Annotated in this window: 8 protein-coding genes; 7 read left to right on the top strand and 1 reads right to left on the bottom strand. The window is 67.8% G+C overall.

What is annotated here, in order from left to right; genetic code table 11:
• Positions 1-16: 16 nt before the first annotated feature.
• From ON27_RS21175 to ON27_RS21160, 4 genes are all read left to right on the top strand, one after another.
• Positions 17-466, top strand: coding sequence for an Hsp20/alpha crystallin family protein (locus ON27_RS21175; protein ID WP_043730434.1), 450 nt, complete (start codon positions 17-19; stop codon positions 464-466).
• A gap of 313 nt (positions 467-779) precedes the next feature.
• The gene (locus tag ON27_RS21170) at positions 780-2267 is read left to right on the top strand and encodes a GNAT family N-acetyltransferase (protein ID WP_306306955.1); all 1488 of its coding nucleotides are present in this window, start codon (positions 780-782) and stop codon (positions 2265-2267) included.
• A 113-nt stretch (positions 2268-2380) separates the two neighbouring features.
• The gene (locus tag ON27_RS21165) at positions 2381-4219 is read left to right on the top strand and encodes an AMP-dependent synthetase/ligase (protein ID WP_043730425.1); all 1839 of its coding nucleotides are present in this window, start codon (positions 2381-2383) and stop codon (positions 4217-4219) included.
• A gap of 275 nt (positions 4220-4494) precedes the next feature.
• Positions 4495-8682: a cation-translocating P-type ATPase gene (locus ON27_RS21160; protein WP_051046844.1), complete on the top strand. Its 4188-nt coding sequence runs from the start codon at positions 4495-4497 to the stop codon at positions 8680-8682.
• A 9-nt stretch (positions 8683-8691) separates the two neighbouring features.
• Here ON27_RS21160 and ON27_RS21155 read toward each other — a convergent pair whose 3' ends face one another.
• Positions 8692-9648 (bottom strand): magnesium transporter, encoded by a 957-nt coding sequence (locus ON27_RS21155; protein ID WP_245560037.1) that lies wholly within the window; start codon positions 9646-9648, stop codon positions 8692-8694.
• 715 nt (positions 9649-10363) lie between these two features.
• On the opposite strand from ON27_RS21155, the gene ON27_RS21150 reads away from it, so the two are divergent.
• From ON27_RS21150 to ON27_RS21145, 3 genes are all read left to right on the top strand, one after another.
• Positions 10364-11434: a cytochrome P450 family protein gene (locus ON27_RS21150; protein ID WP_245560036.1), complete on the top strand. Its 1071-nt coding sequence runs from the start codon at positions 10364-10366 to the stop codon at positions 11432-11434.
• 217 nt (positions 11435-11651) lie between these two features.
• Complete coding sequence (locus ON27_RS43015; RefSeq protein ID WP_157227266.1) at positions 11652-11792, top strand: hypothetical protein; 141 nt, start codon at positions 11652-11654, stop codon at positions 11790-11792.
• A 161-nt stretch (positions 11793-11953) separates the two neighbouring features.
• Entirely contained in the window at positions 11954-13594 is a 1641-nt protein-coding gene (locus ON27_RS21145) for a flavin-containing monooxygenase (RefSeq protein WP_051046843.1), read from the top strand.
• The last annotated feature ends 420 nt before the right edge of the window (positions 13595-14014 follow it).

The following is a 14014-nucleotide window of genomic DNA, read 5'->3' as shown; positions in this document are numbered from 1 at the left end:
TCGCTGGAGTCGCGCTATGAGCATCCTTTCCTCTCGCCAGGCATTGCTACCGACCTGGCCCGCTCTGCCCGATTGGTCCGATCTGATGGCCCGGTTGGAGTCACGGCCTCCCTGGACCTCGCTCGAGGGCCACATGATCCGAGTCGAGGAGAATCTCGAGAAGGGCCGCTACACCTTGCGGGCCGAGTTGCCCGGGGTGGACCCGGCCAAAGACGTCGACATCAGCGTCCGGGAAGGACGGTTGACGATCAAGGCCGAACGCACGGAACGGAAGGAAGAAGGCACCCGCTCGGAATTTCACTACGGCAGTTTCTACCGGTCGATTCCGCTACCGGTCGGCGCGAAGGAAGACGACATCGATGCGTCCTACACCGACGGGATCTTGACGGTGACCGTGCCGGTGTCCGAGTCGGAAACCCCGGAGAGGCACATCGAAATCAAGAAGACCGGAAACGGACACAGCTGATCGCTGCGGAACCCGGGATGGCCCAGGCAGACGGACCGGCCGACGCGGCACCCCACCGACTGCTGCTGGGGGCAGCGTCATTCGAGGCCTGCGGAGGGCGCCTCCGCCATCGCCGCCTTGGTCGGCGTCGGGCGCCTGAGCTGGTGATGCACGCCTTCTCCAGGGCGGCGATGCATCGCCGGTCGACGGCACACGGCCACGACGACCATCGGGAACCCCCGGGTCCCGCCCTTGCCACGGCGATGTGATCCGCGCTCGGACGGCCCTACTCGGCCATTGACCGATCGGCCGCCAGTCGGCGGATTCGCGGAAGATGGTCAGCTCTCATGACGGGAGAAACCGCATGACCACACACGGGCATCCCCCGATCGTGGTGACCGTCGACCGACCGCCGATCGGGCGCGACGCCGCCCTATGGTCCGCCCGCCTCGCCGAACGGCTGCACTGCGCCCTGCGGGTCGTCCACATCGCCACCGCCACTCCTGACGGCTCGGCGGACATCCCAGCGACCGGCCCCCTGGCGGCGGCTCGGACGGAAACCAGCGCGGCAGCCGTCATCGACGACGCCGTCGCGGTCGTGCGCCGCGATCACCCCGACCTCGAGATCATCGGTGAGTCGATCGACGGACCGGCCGCGCAGGCGTGGGCCACAGTAGGAGAGGACGCCCGGCTGGTCGTCCTCGGTCATCCCGACGTGGGGGAGTTCGACGTGCCGACCGCCATAACGATGGTTACCGATCACGCCACTTGCCCGGTGACCGTCTGGCGGGGAGAGCCGGGCCAGCTTCCAGACCAGCGCCCGGTGCTTCTCGCCGTGAACGACGACGGCGCCGACGCCGCGCTCGCCGCGTTCGGCTATGCCCACCTGTTCGGTGCATCGGTCATCGCCGTGATGGTCCGGTCGGAGCAACTCGAAACGACCGCTCCGGTCACTTCGAGGAACCGGAACTCCCTCGACGCCCGCCTGGCCGTGGCACGCGACGCCTTCCCTGACGTCACCGTGTCCGCCCTTGCCGACATCCCACATCGGTCGTTGAGCGAACGTGCCACCGGTGCGCAACTGGTGGTCGCCGGAACCGACGGTCGCGTGTCTGTCCGGGAAGTATCCGGTTTCGGTTCGTACTTGTTCCGCCACAGCCGGTGCCCGGTCATGATCTGTCCGTCGCGCATGGCCCCGGTTGGCCTCGGCGCGGATCCCATCGCACCAACCGCCCGCACCGCGCCGGCACCGTCTGCCCCGCTGATCTCCGGGATAACCGTCCGCACGCTGACGCCGGAGGACCGGGACGCGGTCGCGTCGCTGCACGAGCAGATGTCGGCCCACGATGCCTATCTGCGGTTCTTCAGTGCCGTTCCGAAGCACATCGACGAGTTCGCGGAACAATTGTGCCGGCACGACTCCAACCACTTCGCGCTCGGCGCTTTCGAAGGTGACGACCTGGTGGGGGTCGCCAATTACGTCATCACCGACACCACCGCGGGACACGTCACTGCGGAGATGGCACTAGCGGTCAACGCGCATGACCAGCAACACGGTATCGGCACATTGCTCGTGCGGCGACTGGGCACGGCCGCTTACCTGGAGGGGGTAGCACATCTGACGGCCGAAATACTCGCGGAGAACACTCTCATGCTCGCGATCATCACCGAACAGGGTTGGCATGACGCGCTCCGATACGAGGGCACCACCGTGCACTTCGATCTCGATCTCGAAGACGAGGCCCACGAACAGGGAGATCTGGATACGCCTGTACTCCCACGTAAGGAAAATGCCGGTCGAGCAATCCGGAAAGGTCGGTAGGGGACGATCTCCGCGTCCGGACCGATTTCGAGAATCATGCCGTACTTTCCGGACGCATACTTTTCTCGTCCGAGCACCCCATCGATCGGCCGAAGGCTTCGTAGAATGGAGTGATGACGTTCCTGCGGGAATCCGAGGAACTTCCCGATCTCAGCAAGATCGAGCACCGGGCATCCTCGGTCGCCCAGATGCTCGTCGACCGCATCACCGCGACTCCGGACGCGGAGGCATTCCGATTTCCCGACGGCGAGCGCTGGACCAGCGTGTCCTGGAGACAGTTCGGTGACCGCGTCGACATCCTCGCCGCCGGGCTGATCGCACTGGGAATCCAAGCCGAGGACCGGGTCGCCCTGGTGTCGTCCACGCGGTACGAATGGGTGCTCGCCGATTTCGCCGTGATGTGCGCCGGTGCGGCCACCACCACCGTGTACCCCACCACCAACGCCCCCGGCGTCGCGTTCATCGTCGCCAACTCGGGCAGCCGTGTCGTCGTCGCCGAGGATCAGGCCCAAGTGGGCAAACTGATCGAGCACCGCGCCGAGTTGCCCGACGTGCGGCAGGTGGTGATCCTCGACGGCGAGGGCGACGGAAACTGGGTGATCACTCTCGACGACCTCGAAGAGCGCGGACGCGCACTGCTCGCCGAATCGCCCGACGTGGTGGCCGACCGCATCCGCGGCATCCGGCCCGAGCACCTGGGCAGCATCATGTACACCTCTGGGACGACCGGCACCCCGAAGGGGGTGAGGCTGCCGCATTCGGCATGGACCTACAGCGCCGCGGCAATCGACGCGTTGCATGTGCTGGGCCCCGACGATCTGAACTTCTTGTGGCTGCCGCTGTCCCACGCGTTCGGCAAGGTGATGCTCGCGCTGTCACCACTGATCGGCTATCCCACGGCAATCGACGGCCGGGTGGAGAAGATAGTGGACAACCTCACGATCCTGCACCCCACCATCGTGGCGGCCGCCCCGCGCATCTTCGAGAAGGCGCATGCCCGTATCGAGGGCATAGTGGCCGAAGAAGGCGGGATCAAGAAGAAACTCTTCGACTGGGCCGTCGGCGTCGGCCTGAAAGTCTCGCGTGCGAGACAGGCCGGCAAGGATCCGTCGTTGCTGGTTTCATTGCAGCACAAAGTCGCCGACAAGCTGGTGCTCTCCAAAGTCCGTGCACGCTTCGGCGGTCGGATACGGTACTTCGTTTCGGCAGCGGCCCCCTTGGACCGCGATGTCGCGCAATGGTTCGACGCGATCGGCATCATCGTGCTCGAAGGTTACGGCCTGACCGAGACCGCGGCGGCCTCGTTCATCAACCGCCCGGAGGCATACCGGTTCGGAACGGTGGGCAAGCCGTTCCCCGGCACCGAGGTGAAGATCGCCGAGGACGGCGAGATCCTGCTCAGAAGCCCAGGTGTGATGAGCGGTTATCATGACCGCCCCGACGCCACCGCCGAGACTTTCGACGCGTACGGCTGGTTCCGCACCGGCGACATCGGCGAGATCGACGCAGACGGCTTCCTGCACATCACCGACCGCAAGAAGGACTTGTTCAAAACCTCGCAGGGCAAGTACGTCGCGCCCTCCGCGATTGCCGCCACATTCAAGGGAATATGCCCGTACGCGGCGGAATTCATCGTCTACGGAGAGACCCGGCCCTATTGCGTCGCGCTGGTCGGCCTGGACGCCCAGAGCATCACCGAATGGGCCGGCAAGCACGGCCTGGCGGACAAACCGCTGGCCGACATCGCGCGGGACGCGAAGACCCACGACGTGATCGCCGGCTACGTCGACCACTTGAACACCCAACTCAATCGCTGGGAACAGATCAAGAAATTCGACATCATCGATCACGAGCTGTCCGTCGAGGCAGGCGATCTGACACCGAGTATGAAACTGCGCCGCAAGATAGTCGTCGACAACCTCGCCGCCAGCATCGACGCCCTCTATCGCTGAAGTCGATCGCTGACCGTCACTCCGCTTCCCCGACACTCTCACGCAAGACGAAGGTCACCGCCGGTCGGCCCCGTTGTGCCCTATCCCGCTTGGTCACCCGCCGGGTTTGCTGAGGTTACCGAGTCCTGCGAACGTCGAGGGAGGATGACTGTGGGTGAGCGGTCCTCGAGCGCGGCGCGTTCCCGCGAGATTTGCCGCGCGTTCGACGCCCCCGCACTCGGCAGCCGCTACCGGCCGAGCAGAGGGCTCCGACCGGCCGACCGATCGCGGAGTCCATGGTGTTAGGCGGCTATCTCGAGAGATTGTTGCGTGTTCCGGTGCTCGCGGTGAATTCGTTGCGGGTCCCGACGGCCGCGGCCGGTGCACTGCGCGCCCCGGCATCTGCTGCGAACGCGTTGAACACCGTGCTGTCGGAAGCCCTGGGTCACGCCCGCGTCGTATGGTCCGGCGACGACCGCGTACATGTCGCGGTGCACGGACCGGCGCCGGAACTGCTGGAGGCGTTCGCTACGGACCTGACCGCGCGGGTCGGCCGCCTGCCCGGGGTGGCCTGGGCACGCCTCGACGCCGGGTGCGGACGTCTCGTGGTCGCCAGGAGGTCCTCAGAGGCGTTCGACTCGGCCGTCATCGTCGCCGCTGTGGAGGAAGCGGAGACCGCCGCCGACGTCGAGGGGCCCTTCACCGCAGCGGTGGCCACACATCCCACCGATCGGACCGCAGCGGCCTGGTACGCCATCGCGGCGGTCGCCGACGTGGCCGCGGTCGGCGTCGCCGCCCTGGGCACACTGCTGCGCCTGCCCGGGCGCTCGACGCCGATCGAACTCGCACCCGTCATCGCGTTCGTGCAGAACCAGGAGCGGCTGCGCGCCCCGCTGCAGCGGCGATTCGGGGTGACCGAAGTGGAGCTGGCCCTGGGCATCGCGGCCGCCACCGCCGGTGCCCTGGAGCGACAGCTGCTCAGTCCGGTCGTCGACCTCGTCCACCGGGTGCTGCTGTTGCGGCAGGAGCGTTCCCGCGCGCAGACCTTCGCGCAGCTGGAGCCGGTGCTGTACGCGACCGCCCCGCCGGCCCAGCCGCTACCGGAGCACCGCGCGCCGCGGCCGATCCCGCTGCCCCCGGGCCCGATCGAACGCTATGACGAGGGCGACTTGATGGCGACCATAGCCGCCGCATTGACCACCATCCCGCTTTCTCATCAGGCGCAGGGTGCCGTCGACGTGGTCAGCGCGGGGGTTGCCAAGGCCGCCAGGCTCGGGCGCGAGGCATTCGCCGCCGGAGTGACGGAGTACCTGGGTCGCTGCGACGTGCTCGTGGTGCGGCCGGAACCGCTGCGAATACTCGACCATGTCGACCGTCTGGTGATCGACATGGACCTGCTCGGTGACACGCCACCGCCGGAGCCGGTGACCGGCCACGACATCGAGATCGTCCGGTACGAGCCCAAATCCGGACCCGAGGAAGATCCGACGGATCTCACCGAAGTCGTCGCGCGGCTGCAACGCGAAGGCCACGTCGTCGCGGTTGTCGCGGGCGCCGACGAGGCCGCGCTCGCCGCCGCGGACTGCGGCGTCGCGGTCGCGCCCTATCCGGAGCATCCGGTGCCGTGGCATGCCGACCTCATCGCCGTCGACGGGCCGGTCGGCGTCGCGGCCGTGCTCGACGCCTGCCGGCTCGCCCGGGACATCAGCCGGCACAGCGTGCTGCTGGCGCTGGCCGGGTCGGCGGCGAGCGCGCTCGTCCTGCTCGGCGTCCCGGTGCCGTGGCGGCATCGGCGGGCATGGCCCGTCTCGCTGGGTGTCGACGCGGCGGCCCTGGTCGCTCTGGCACACGGGCGCCTGAGCGCGTTGCGGCTGGTCCCCCCGGCCCCGAAGGCGCAGGCGGAGGACGACTGGCATCGCGTCCCGCCCGCCGAGGTGCTCGCTCGTTTGGGGAGTAGCCCGGAAGGGTTGACCGCCGCCGAGGCGGGTGCCCGCCGCCCGCCGCCGGTTGCCGTACCGAGCGCGCCTCGGCAGTTGCTGGTTCATATCGCCAACGAGTTGCGCAACCCGCTCACACCGGTGCTCGCGGCGGGCGCCGCACTTTCGGTGGCGGTCGGGTCCATGCTCGACGCGGCCATGGTGGGCGCCGTCGTCTTCGCCGACGCCGGAATCGGCGCTCTGCAACAGCTCGGGGCCGACCGGGCCCTTGCCGCGCTCGACCGGGTAGCCGCCCAGCGGGTCCGGGTCCGCCGCGACGGGACCGAACGTGGCGTCTTCGCTGACGAACTGGTCGTCGGCGACATCATTCGGCTCGGTCCTGGCGAAGGGGTGCCCGCCGACTGCCGCCTGCTCGAGGCCGAGGGCCTGGAGATCGATGAATCCGCGCTGACCGGCGAGTCACTGCCGGTGGCCAAGGTTCCCGCGGCGATCGAAGCGGAGGCACTGGCCGACCAGACCTGCATGTTGTTCGCCGGCACCGCCGTCGCGACCGGGCGAGCCAGTGCCGTAGTGGTAGCGGTCGGGGCCGACACCGCCGCCGGACGGGCTGCCCGCGGCGTCACCTCACCGCGCACCGGGGTGGAGATCCGCCTCGAGGCGTTGGCGGCGCGCGCCACACCGGTCGCACTCGGGGCGGGGGTCGTCACCATGCTCGCCAACCTCGCCCGGGGCGCCCCACTGGCCGAGACGCTGGCCGCCGGGGTGAGCCTCACGGTGGCGGCCGTCCCCGAGGGCCTGCCGATCCTCGCCACCGCCGCCCAGCTGGCCGGGGCAAGACGCCTTGCCGAACGGGGTGTGCTGGTCCGCCACAAGCGAGCGGTGGAGGCGCTCGGCCGGGTCGATGTGCTGTGCGTGGACAAGACCGGCACCCTCACCCATGGAATCCTGCGCGTCACCGCCGTGCACGACGGACAGCTAGGTGCCGCTGCCGATCAGCTCCCCGGCAGGCACCGGCGGATCCTCGCCACCGCCCATGCTGTGGCAGCGACCACCCTGCCGCGACGACGTCGCCCGGGCAGCACCGACGACGCCATCGTCACCGCCGCGACGGCCGCGGGGCTCACAGAGCCCGCGGCCGCACTGGCCGAGCTGACCTACGAGTCGGGCCGGGCTTACCACGCGGTCGTCGTCCCGGACGAGGACGGTGTACGACTGAGCGTCGTCGGGGCTCCCGAGACGATCCTGAGCCGCTGCGCCCACCACGAACACCCCACCGCGGGCCACGTCGAGGTGGACAGTGATCGCCGCAGCCAGCTCTACGAACTGGTCGAGGAACTGGCGGGAGACGGCGGCCGAGTGCTCGCCGTCGCCACCCGCCGGCTCGGCGCGCCATCGGTGGCCGAGCTGACCGAAGACGACGTCATGGGACTCACCCTGGCCGGGTTCTTGGTCCTCTCCGACCCGCCACGCGGCCACGCCGCGGACGCCCTGGATCGAATCACCCGCGCGGGTGTGCGGCCTGTGCTGATCAGCGGCGACCATCCTGCGACGGCCCGCTGGCTGGCCACCGAGGTCGGGCTGCCGTCCGCGTCCGACGGCAGCACCGATGTCGTCACCGGCCCAGAGCTCGACCGCCTCGATGACGACGCGCTCGACGCACTGCTGCCCGGGGTGTCCGTCTGTGCCCGGGTCACGCCGGCCCACAAAGTCCGGCTGGTGGCTGCCTACCGCAGGGCTGGGCACTGTGTCGCCATGACCGGTGATGGTGTGAACGACGCGGCCGCGATCCGGCTCGCCGACGTCGGTATCGCCCTCGGCAGCGGCCGCAGTACCGAAGCGGCCCGCCACGCCGCCGACGTGGTGCTCGTCGAGGACCACATCGGCAGCATCGTCGACGCGCTCATCGAGGGCCGTGCCCTGTGGGTGGCGGTCCGCGACGCGGTCGCCAACCTGCTCGGTCACAACTACGGCGAGATCGCGGTGATCGGCGGCGTGAGTCTGCTGACCGGCAGGACCCCGCTCACCGCCCGCCAGCTGCTGCTGTGCAACTTGTTCACCGACACGATCCCGGCGCTGGCCATCGCCATGCGCCCGGTGCCCCACCTCGATCCGGAGCATCTGCTCGCGGAGGGCCCGGACCGCTCGATCGGCCCACTGCTCACCGAACGGATCACCGTGAACGGTGTCGCGACCGGTCTGGCAGGCGCGGGCGGCTACCTGGCTGCCCGCCTCACCGGTACCGCCGAGCGAGCTCGCACGGTCACCCTGCTGAGCATCGTCGGCGCCCAGTTGGGCGAGACCGCGGTGCTGCGGCCGACCGACCCGGTCGTCGTCGGCGCGGCCGTCGTATCAGCGGCAGCGCTGCTCGGCATCGTCGAGACGCCAGGACCGAGTCAGTTGTTCGGATGCCGACCGGTAGGCCCCGTCGGCCTGCTCATCGCCGGCACCGCTGCTACGGCGGGCGCTGTCGGCACACTGCTGTTCGCGCCCGCGGTAGCGCGCCACCGCGACGAAGAGCATCCTCCTCCTGCAAGCGCCTCCGGGTGACGTCCGCCATCAGGTCACGACGAGTGCGGTCACTCCCAGGTATATGAGGATCGAAAGGAGGTCTTGGACCACGGTTGCCAATGGTCCGGAGCCGAAGGCCGGATCGATCTTCAGTTTCGACATCGTCCACGGCAGACCCATCGCCACGACCGCGGCGACCGAGCATGCGGCCAGTAGGGAGATCGCGACCGCCAGCGACACGTCCGGTGCGCCCCAGAACGTCAACGTGAGCGGGTAGGAGACGACGGCGATCAGCAGCCCGATGAGCAGGCCGGTGACGGATTCACGGTGGACGATGCGACGGATGCCGACACCGACCGCAAGGCCGCGGATCACCAGCGCCTCGGTCTGGGTGCCGACCGCGTCGGCCAGGTAGACCACGCCGGGGATGAAGAATGCGACAAGGAGCTCGCGCTCCAGTTCGGCGTGGAAGATATCCATCACACCCGCGGCAAGCATCGCGCCGACGAGTCCCACCAGCAGCCACGGTAAGCGGTGCCACAGTCGGCGGGCGATCGGTTCGACGGTCGCTGTCCGGGCGCCGGTCGCGGATTTCAGATATCCGGAGAGCCGGGCGACATCCTCGTCGTGTTCCTGCAGCAGCACCGTCAACAGCCGCTGCGGTGGAATGAGCCCGAGCCATCGGCCATCGGCGTCGACGACCGCGAGCCCCGGTTCCTCATGCCGCAACGCCTCCCACACCGCCGCCTCCTGGTCCTTGTGCCCGGCGATCGTCGGCGGATCGGGGTCCATCACGGCACCGACGGCCGTCCCGGCGGGTGCCGCGAGCAGATTCTCGATCGTGATCAGACCGGCCAGCCGAGTGCCGTCACACACCGCTATCACCGCCGCGCTGGCGAATCGGCCGCCGCGCATACGGGCCAGGACATCGTCGGCCGTTTCCCCGGGATGGGCGATCGGCACGTCACGGGTGGCATGAGCCGCCGCCGTTTCGAACAGCTCCACGCTTCGCACAGTCGGTTCCACGGCCGCAAGGTAGTCCGATCCGCCGGGAAGCGCCAGTGTTCCGAACAGGCCGCGCGCCGTTCGGTCGCGCGTGCCGAACCGTCTGTGACTCGTCGGCGGATGATGCGGTCGAACGTCGCCCGGGCGATTCCGTCGACGTGAGCGAACAGCGGCAGACCCGCGCCGCGGCGCTCAGCGCGGACGACGGGAGTCTCGATGCGGCGCGGCTGCGCGCCATGGTGCTCAGCCACCGCGACTGGGTCGAAGCGAACAACCTCCGCGAACTCCACCGCAGCTGCAATACCGACCCTTTGGACGCGTGGGTCAGGGGGCTCAGCGCTGACGGAGGCAGTTCCGGAGGTCCTCCGTCAACCTGTCGACAGCTCTGTACAAGAAGAAGGCTACCGCGCTGTGTTCGTTGAAGATGCTGGACTGCAACGCTTTCGGTAGGGTTTCCTCGCGTGCGCACACAACTGACGCCGAGCCGTCCCGCAGCAGGCGGAAAAGGACACGACGCGGCACCGCGCGCGAGGGTCGCGCGTTGAGCAGTACAGAGCCGGGTCTGCGTGGCGAATCCCCGATCGCGTTCGGGTCCCCGGTATCCGCCGAGTCGCATGTTCGGCTGGATGACCCCTCGTTCGCGGCCGATCCGCACCGCGTCTACGGGGATATGCGACGTCACGGACCGTTGGTACCGATCGAGCTTTCTGCGGGTGTGCCGGCGACGCTCGTGATCGGCTACCAGGTGGCCGTGCAAATCCTCAACGACGAGGCGCACTTTCCCGCCGATTCCCGCCGGTGGGAGAAGAACGCCTCGCCGGGTTGTCCGCTGCTGCCGATGCTGGGCTATCGCAAGAATGCGCTGCGAACCGCAGGTGCGGAACACGAGCGGTACCGGCGCACCATCATCGCGGCGTTGGAAACCGTCGACCTGCACCAGGTGCACGACGCGGTCGCGCGGGCCGCCGAAGCGCTGATCAACAGCTTCTGCGACCGTGGCACCGCCGACCTGCGTATGGACTACGCGTTTCCGCTGACCTTCCGGGTCCTGAGTGAACTGATGGGCTTCCCCGAGAACGCCGCGGCCGCGGCTTACCAGGGGATGGCCGCGATGCTGGAGGGGGTAGGCGCCGAGGAAGGGCAGCAGCGTTTCGTCCAAGCTCTGATCGGAGTCGTCCAGCAGAAGCAGGCCGAGCCAGGCGACGATCTGACCTCGGAGCTGCTGAGGCATCCGGACCGGCTCGATCTCATGGAGATGGTCAATCAGGCGGCGCTGCTGTTCTCGATGGGCACGGAGCCGACCTGCAACCTCATTCTCAACGCGTTGCTGCTGTTGATGACCGACGAGCACTACGGCGGCGAGGTTCTCAGCGGCGCCATGGCTACCCGCGACGCTATCGATGCCGTGCTGTTCGAGGACCCGCCGTTGGCGAACTGGTGCGTGAGTTACCCCATACAGCCGCAACTCGTCGGCGATGTGTGGCTGCCGGCTGATCAACCGGTGGTCATCAGCTTGGCAGCGTGCAATAACGATCCCGTCGTGGGCGGTGACCGCAGAGGCAACCGGTCGCACCTGGCGTGGGGGGCCGGTCCGCACGCTTGTCCGGCTCAGTCCCTTGCCCTGACGATCGCCTCGCAGGGCATCGACCTGCTGCTCGATGCCCTGCCGGATATCCGTCCGCAAACTTCTGCGCAGCAACTGGATTGGAGGCCCGGGCAGTTCCATCGCGCATTGGCGACGCTACCGGTTCGATTTCCGGCGTGCCCCCCGATGCGTTTCGCCTGAGGGGCGAGGCTACAGCCGCTTCGGTGCCAGGACGTATTGGGCTGCGAGAGTCCGACCAGAAAAGTTGGATTCGGTCCAAGGTGGATGCGGCTTCAGGTGCGGTTGGCGGATCCGCCTGTCGCGCGAAGGCAGTCGTGGTGACGGCGTCGGCAGGCCCTGCCCCGCGACGACTTGCAACCGACTCGCTCGTGTCGACAGATCTGCGGCAGGCAGATCCATGACGTTGCGCGAAACCGACTGCGCGCGAGGGGTTTCCGCTAATCTGCAGCTCGTGCCGGTTGGGAAGAAACCGAGGCTCGGCGAGATCATCCGCGCACTGATCGAGCTCGGTGACATCAACCGAGTTGCAGCAACATGAGAGAGGGGGCAGATGCTCGGCGGTGACATCGGCTACAACGTCCGGTCGCCGACATCACGCCCAGCTCTTCCCCGACTGAGTTTCTACCGGCTCGGCATGCAGTCGATCCGCTGTCCGGGCGTCTCACGGCGACTCATCGAAAGGCAGGTCCCACGATGACAATGACTTCGGAACAGTCCATATCCTCGAACCGGCAGGAAGCTCGCGAGATCGACGCGGTCGTCGTCGGAGCCGGATTCGCCGGCCTTCACATGCTGTACAAGTTGCGCGAACTCGGGTTCTCGGCGCGGGTGTACGAAGCGGGTGGCGGGCTCGGCGGCACGTGGTACTGGAACCGCTATCCGGGTGCACGCGTCGACGTGAAGAGTATGTACTACAACTACTCCTTCGACCCGGAGCTCGAACAGGAGTGGGAGTGGACGGAGAAGTATCCTCCGCAGCCGGAGTTGCTCCGCTACATCAATCACGTCGCGGATCGTTTCGATCTGCGTAAGGACGTGCGGTTGCGGACCCGGGTCACCGCTGCGGTCTACGACGAGTCGGCCGCGCGGTGGCGGATAACGACCGACCGGGGCGAGGTCGTGACGGCGCGGTTCGCGATCATGGCGACCGGCTGTCTGTCGGTGGCGAAGATGGTCGAATCTCCAGGCATCGAGACTTTCCGGGGCCGCAGCTTCCACACCGGCAGCTGGCCCGAGCGGGATGTGGACTTCACCGGTCGACGGGTCGCGGTGATCGGCACCGGCGCCTCTGGGGTGCAGGTTGTTCCGCTCGTCGCCGAAGTTGCCGAGTCGCTCATCGTGTTCCAGCGGACCGCGAACTATGTTCTCCCCGCGCACAATCACACGATCGATCCCGAATTCCAGCGCGCGATCAAGTCTCGCTACCGCGATGTGCGCAAGGCCAACCGGGAATCGTCGTTCGGCATCGCGCAACCCGAAGCCACCAAGGGGGCGCTCGAGGTGAGCGAAGAAGAGCGGAATGCTTTCTATCGCAGGGTGTGGGAGGACAAGGACAGCGAACTGGTCAGCATGTTGGTCGGCTTCACCGACATTCTCGCCGACGAAGCCGCCAATGAGACCGCGGCCCAGTTCGTCCGCGACCGGATCGCGGAGATCGTCACGGACCCGGCTGTCGCCCGGATACTTCAGCCGACCGGTTACCCCTTCGGCGTCAAGCGCCCGTGTCTGGGGACCGACTATTACGAGACCTTCAATCGTCCCAATGTCCGGCTCGTGGATCTGCGCGCGACACCGCTCACCGAGGTCACCGAGTCCGGACTGGCGACGACACAGGAGAGTTTCGAGTTCGACGACATCATCTACGCCACCGGATACGACGCGATGACCGGTGCGCTGGACGCGATCGATATCCGCGGCCGGGGTGGTGTGTCGCTGCGAGAGAAGTGGGCCGGCCGGCCCGTCACCTACCTCGGTCTCGCCGTAGCGGGCTTTCCGAACCTCTTCACGATCACGGGCCCCGGCAGCCCAGCGGTCCTGTCGAACATGCTGGTGTCCATCGAGCAGCACGTCGACTGGGTGGCGGACGCGATCGACAGGATGCGGTCCAAGGGCGTCACGACCATGGAGGCCGCGATCGACGCGGAGCAGGAATGGACTCGGCACGTCGACGAAGTCGGCGATATGACGCTCTATCCGAAAGCGGACTCCTGGTACGTAGGTTCGAATGTCCCGGGCAAGCCGAGAGTGATGTACGCGTATATCGGCGGCGTCGGAGCATATCGCGAAAAGTGCGATCAGGTCGCCGCTGACGACTACGACGGATTCACCCTCACGCGGTGACCAAGGCCACCGCCGGTGCCGGACGCCGCACAGCGCGCGTCCCGGCACAACGGCGACTGGGAAGTGAAGGGAGCGAGTGCGCTTCGGCTTGGTCGACCCGTGACACCCGTACGCTCGGCGTCGCCCCGCCGATACCGGAGGACGCCACGGTGCGCCGCATGCCCACGCGCGCATGAACTGGAGACATCGACACGATCAGTGAATCCGGCGGCCACGAGCGAGTGCCGACGCGAGGGACTGCAATACAACGGTGTAATTCCGATCAAGGAGTGGCACTGGATGTCCGGTGTGGTGACGGCCGAGGCGATGGACTGTCGGCTCGGTCGGCGACGACCTGGTGCGGCACGCGAGCGGCCCGGTGACGGTCGTTGATTCGCGATAGCCTGGCGGCGCGCACGGCCATCGCCCTCTCGGTGACAC

The organism is Nocardia asiatica NBRC 100129 (assembly GCF_000308415.1).
Classification (GTDB): Bacteria; Actinomycetota; Actinomycetes; order Mycobacteriales; family Mycobacteriaceae; genus Nocardia; species Nocardia asiatica.
The sequence above is the reverse complement of the archived record's forward strand: the minus strand, read 5'-3'. Positions and strand labels throughout refer to the sequence as shown.

Excerpts from the sequence above, each read along its gene's own strand:
- ON27_RS21175 (WP_043730434.1), top strand. The coding sequence starts at position 17 with ATGAGCATCCTTTCCTCTCGCCAGGCATTGCTACCGACCTGGCCCGCT.
- ON27_RS21170 (WP_306306955.1), top strand. The coding sequence starts at position 780 with ATGGTCAGCTCTCATGACGGGAGAAACCGCATGACCACACACGGGCAT.
- ON27_RS21165 (WP_043730425.1), top strand. The coding sequence starts at position 2,381 with ATGACGTTCCTGCGGGAATCCGAGGAACTTCCCGATCTCAGCAAGATC.
- ON27_RS21160 (WP_051046844.1), top strand. The coding sequence starts at position 4,495 with ATGGTGTTAGGCGGCTATCTCGAGAGATTGTTGCGTGTTCCGGTGCTC.
- ON27_RS43015 (WP_157227266.1), top strand. The coding sequence starts at position 11,652 with ATGACGTTGCGCGAAACCGACTGCGCGCGAGGGGTTTCCGCTAATCTG.
- ON27_RS21145 (WP_051046843.1), top strand. The coding sequence starts at position 11,954 with ATGACTTCGGAACAGTCCATATCCTCGAACCGGCAGGAAGCTCGCGAG.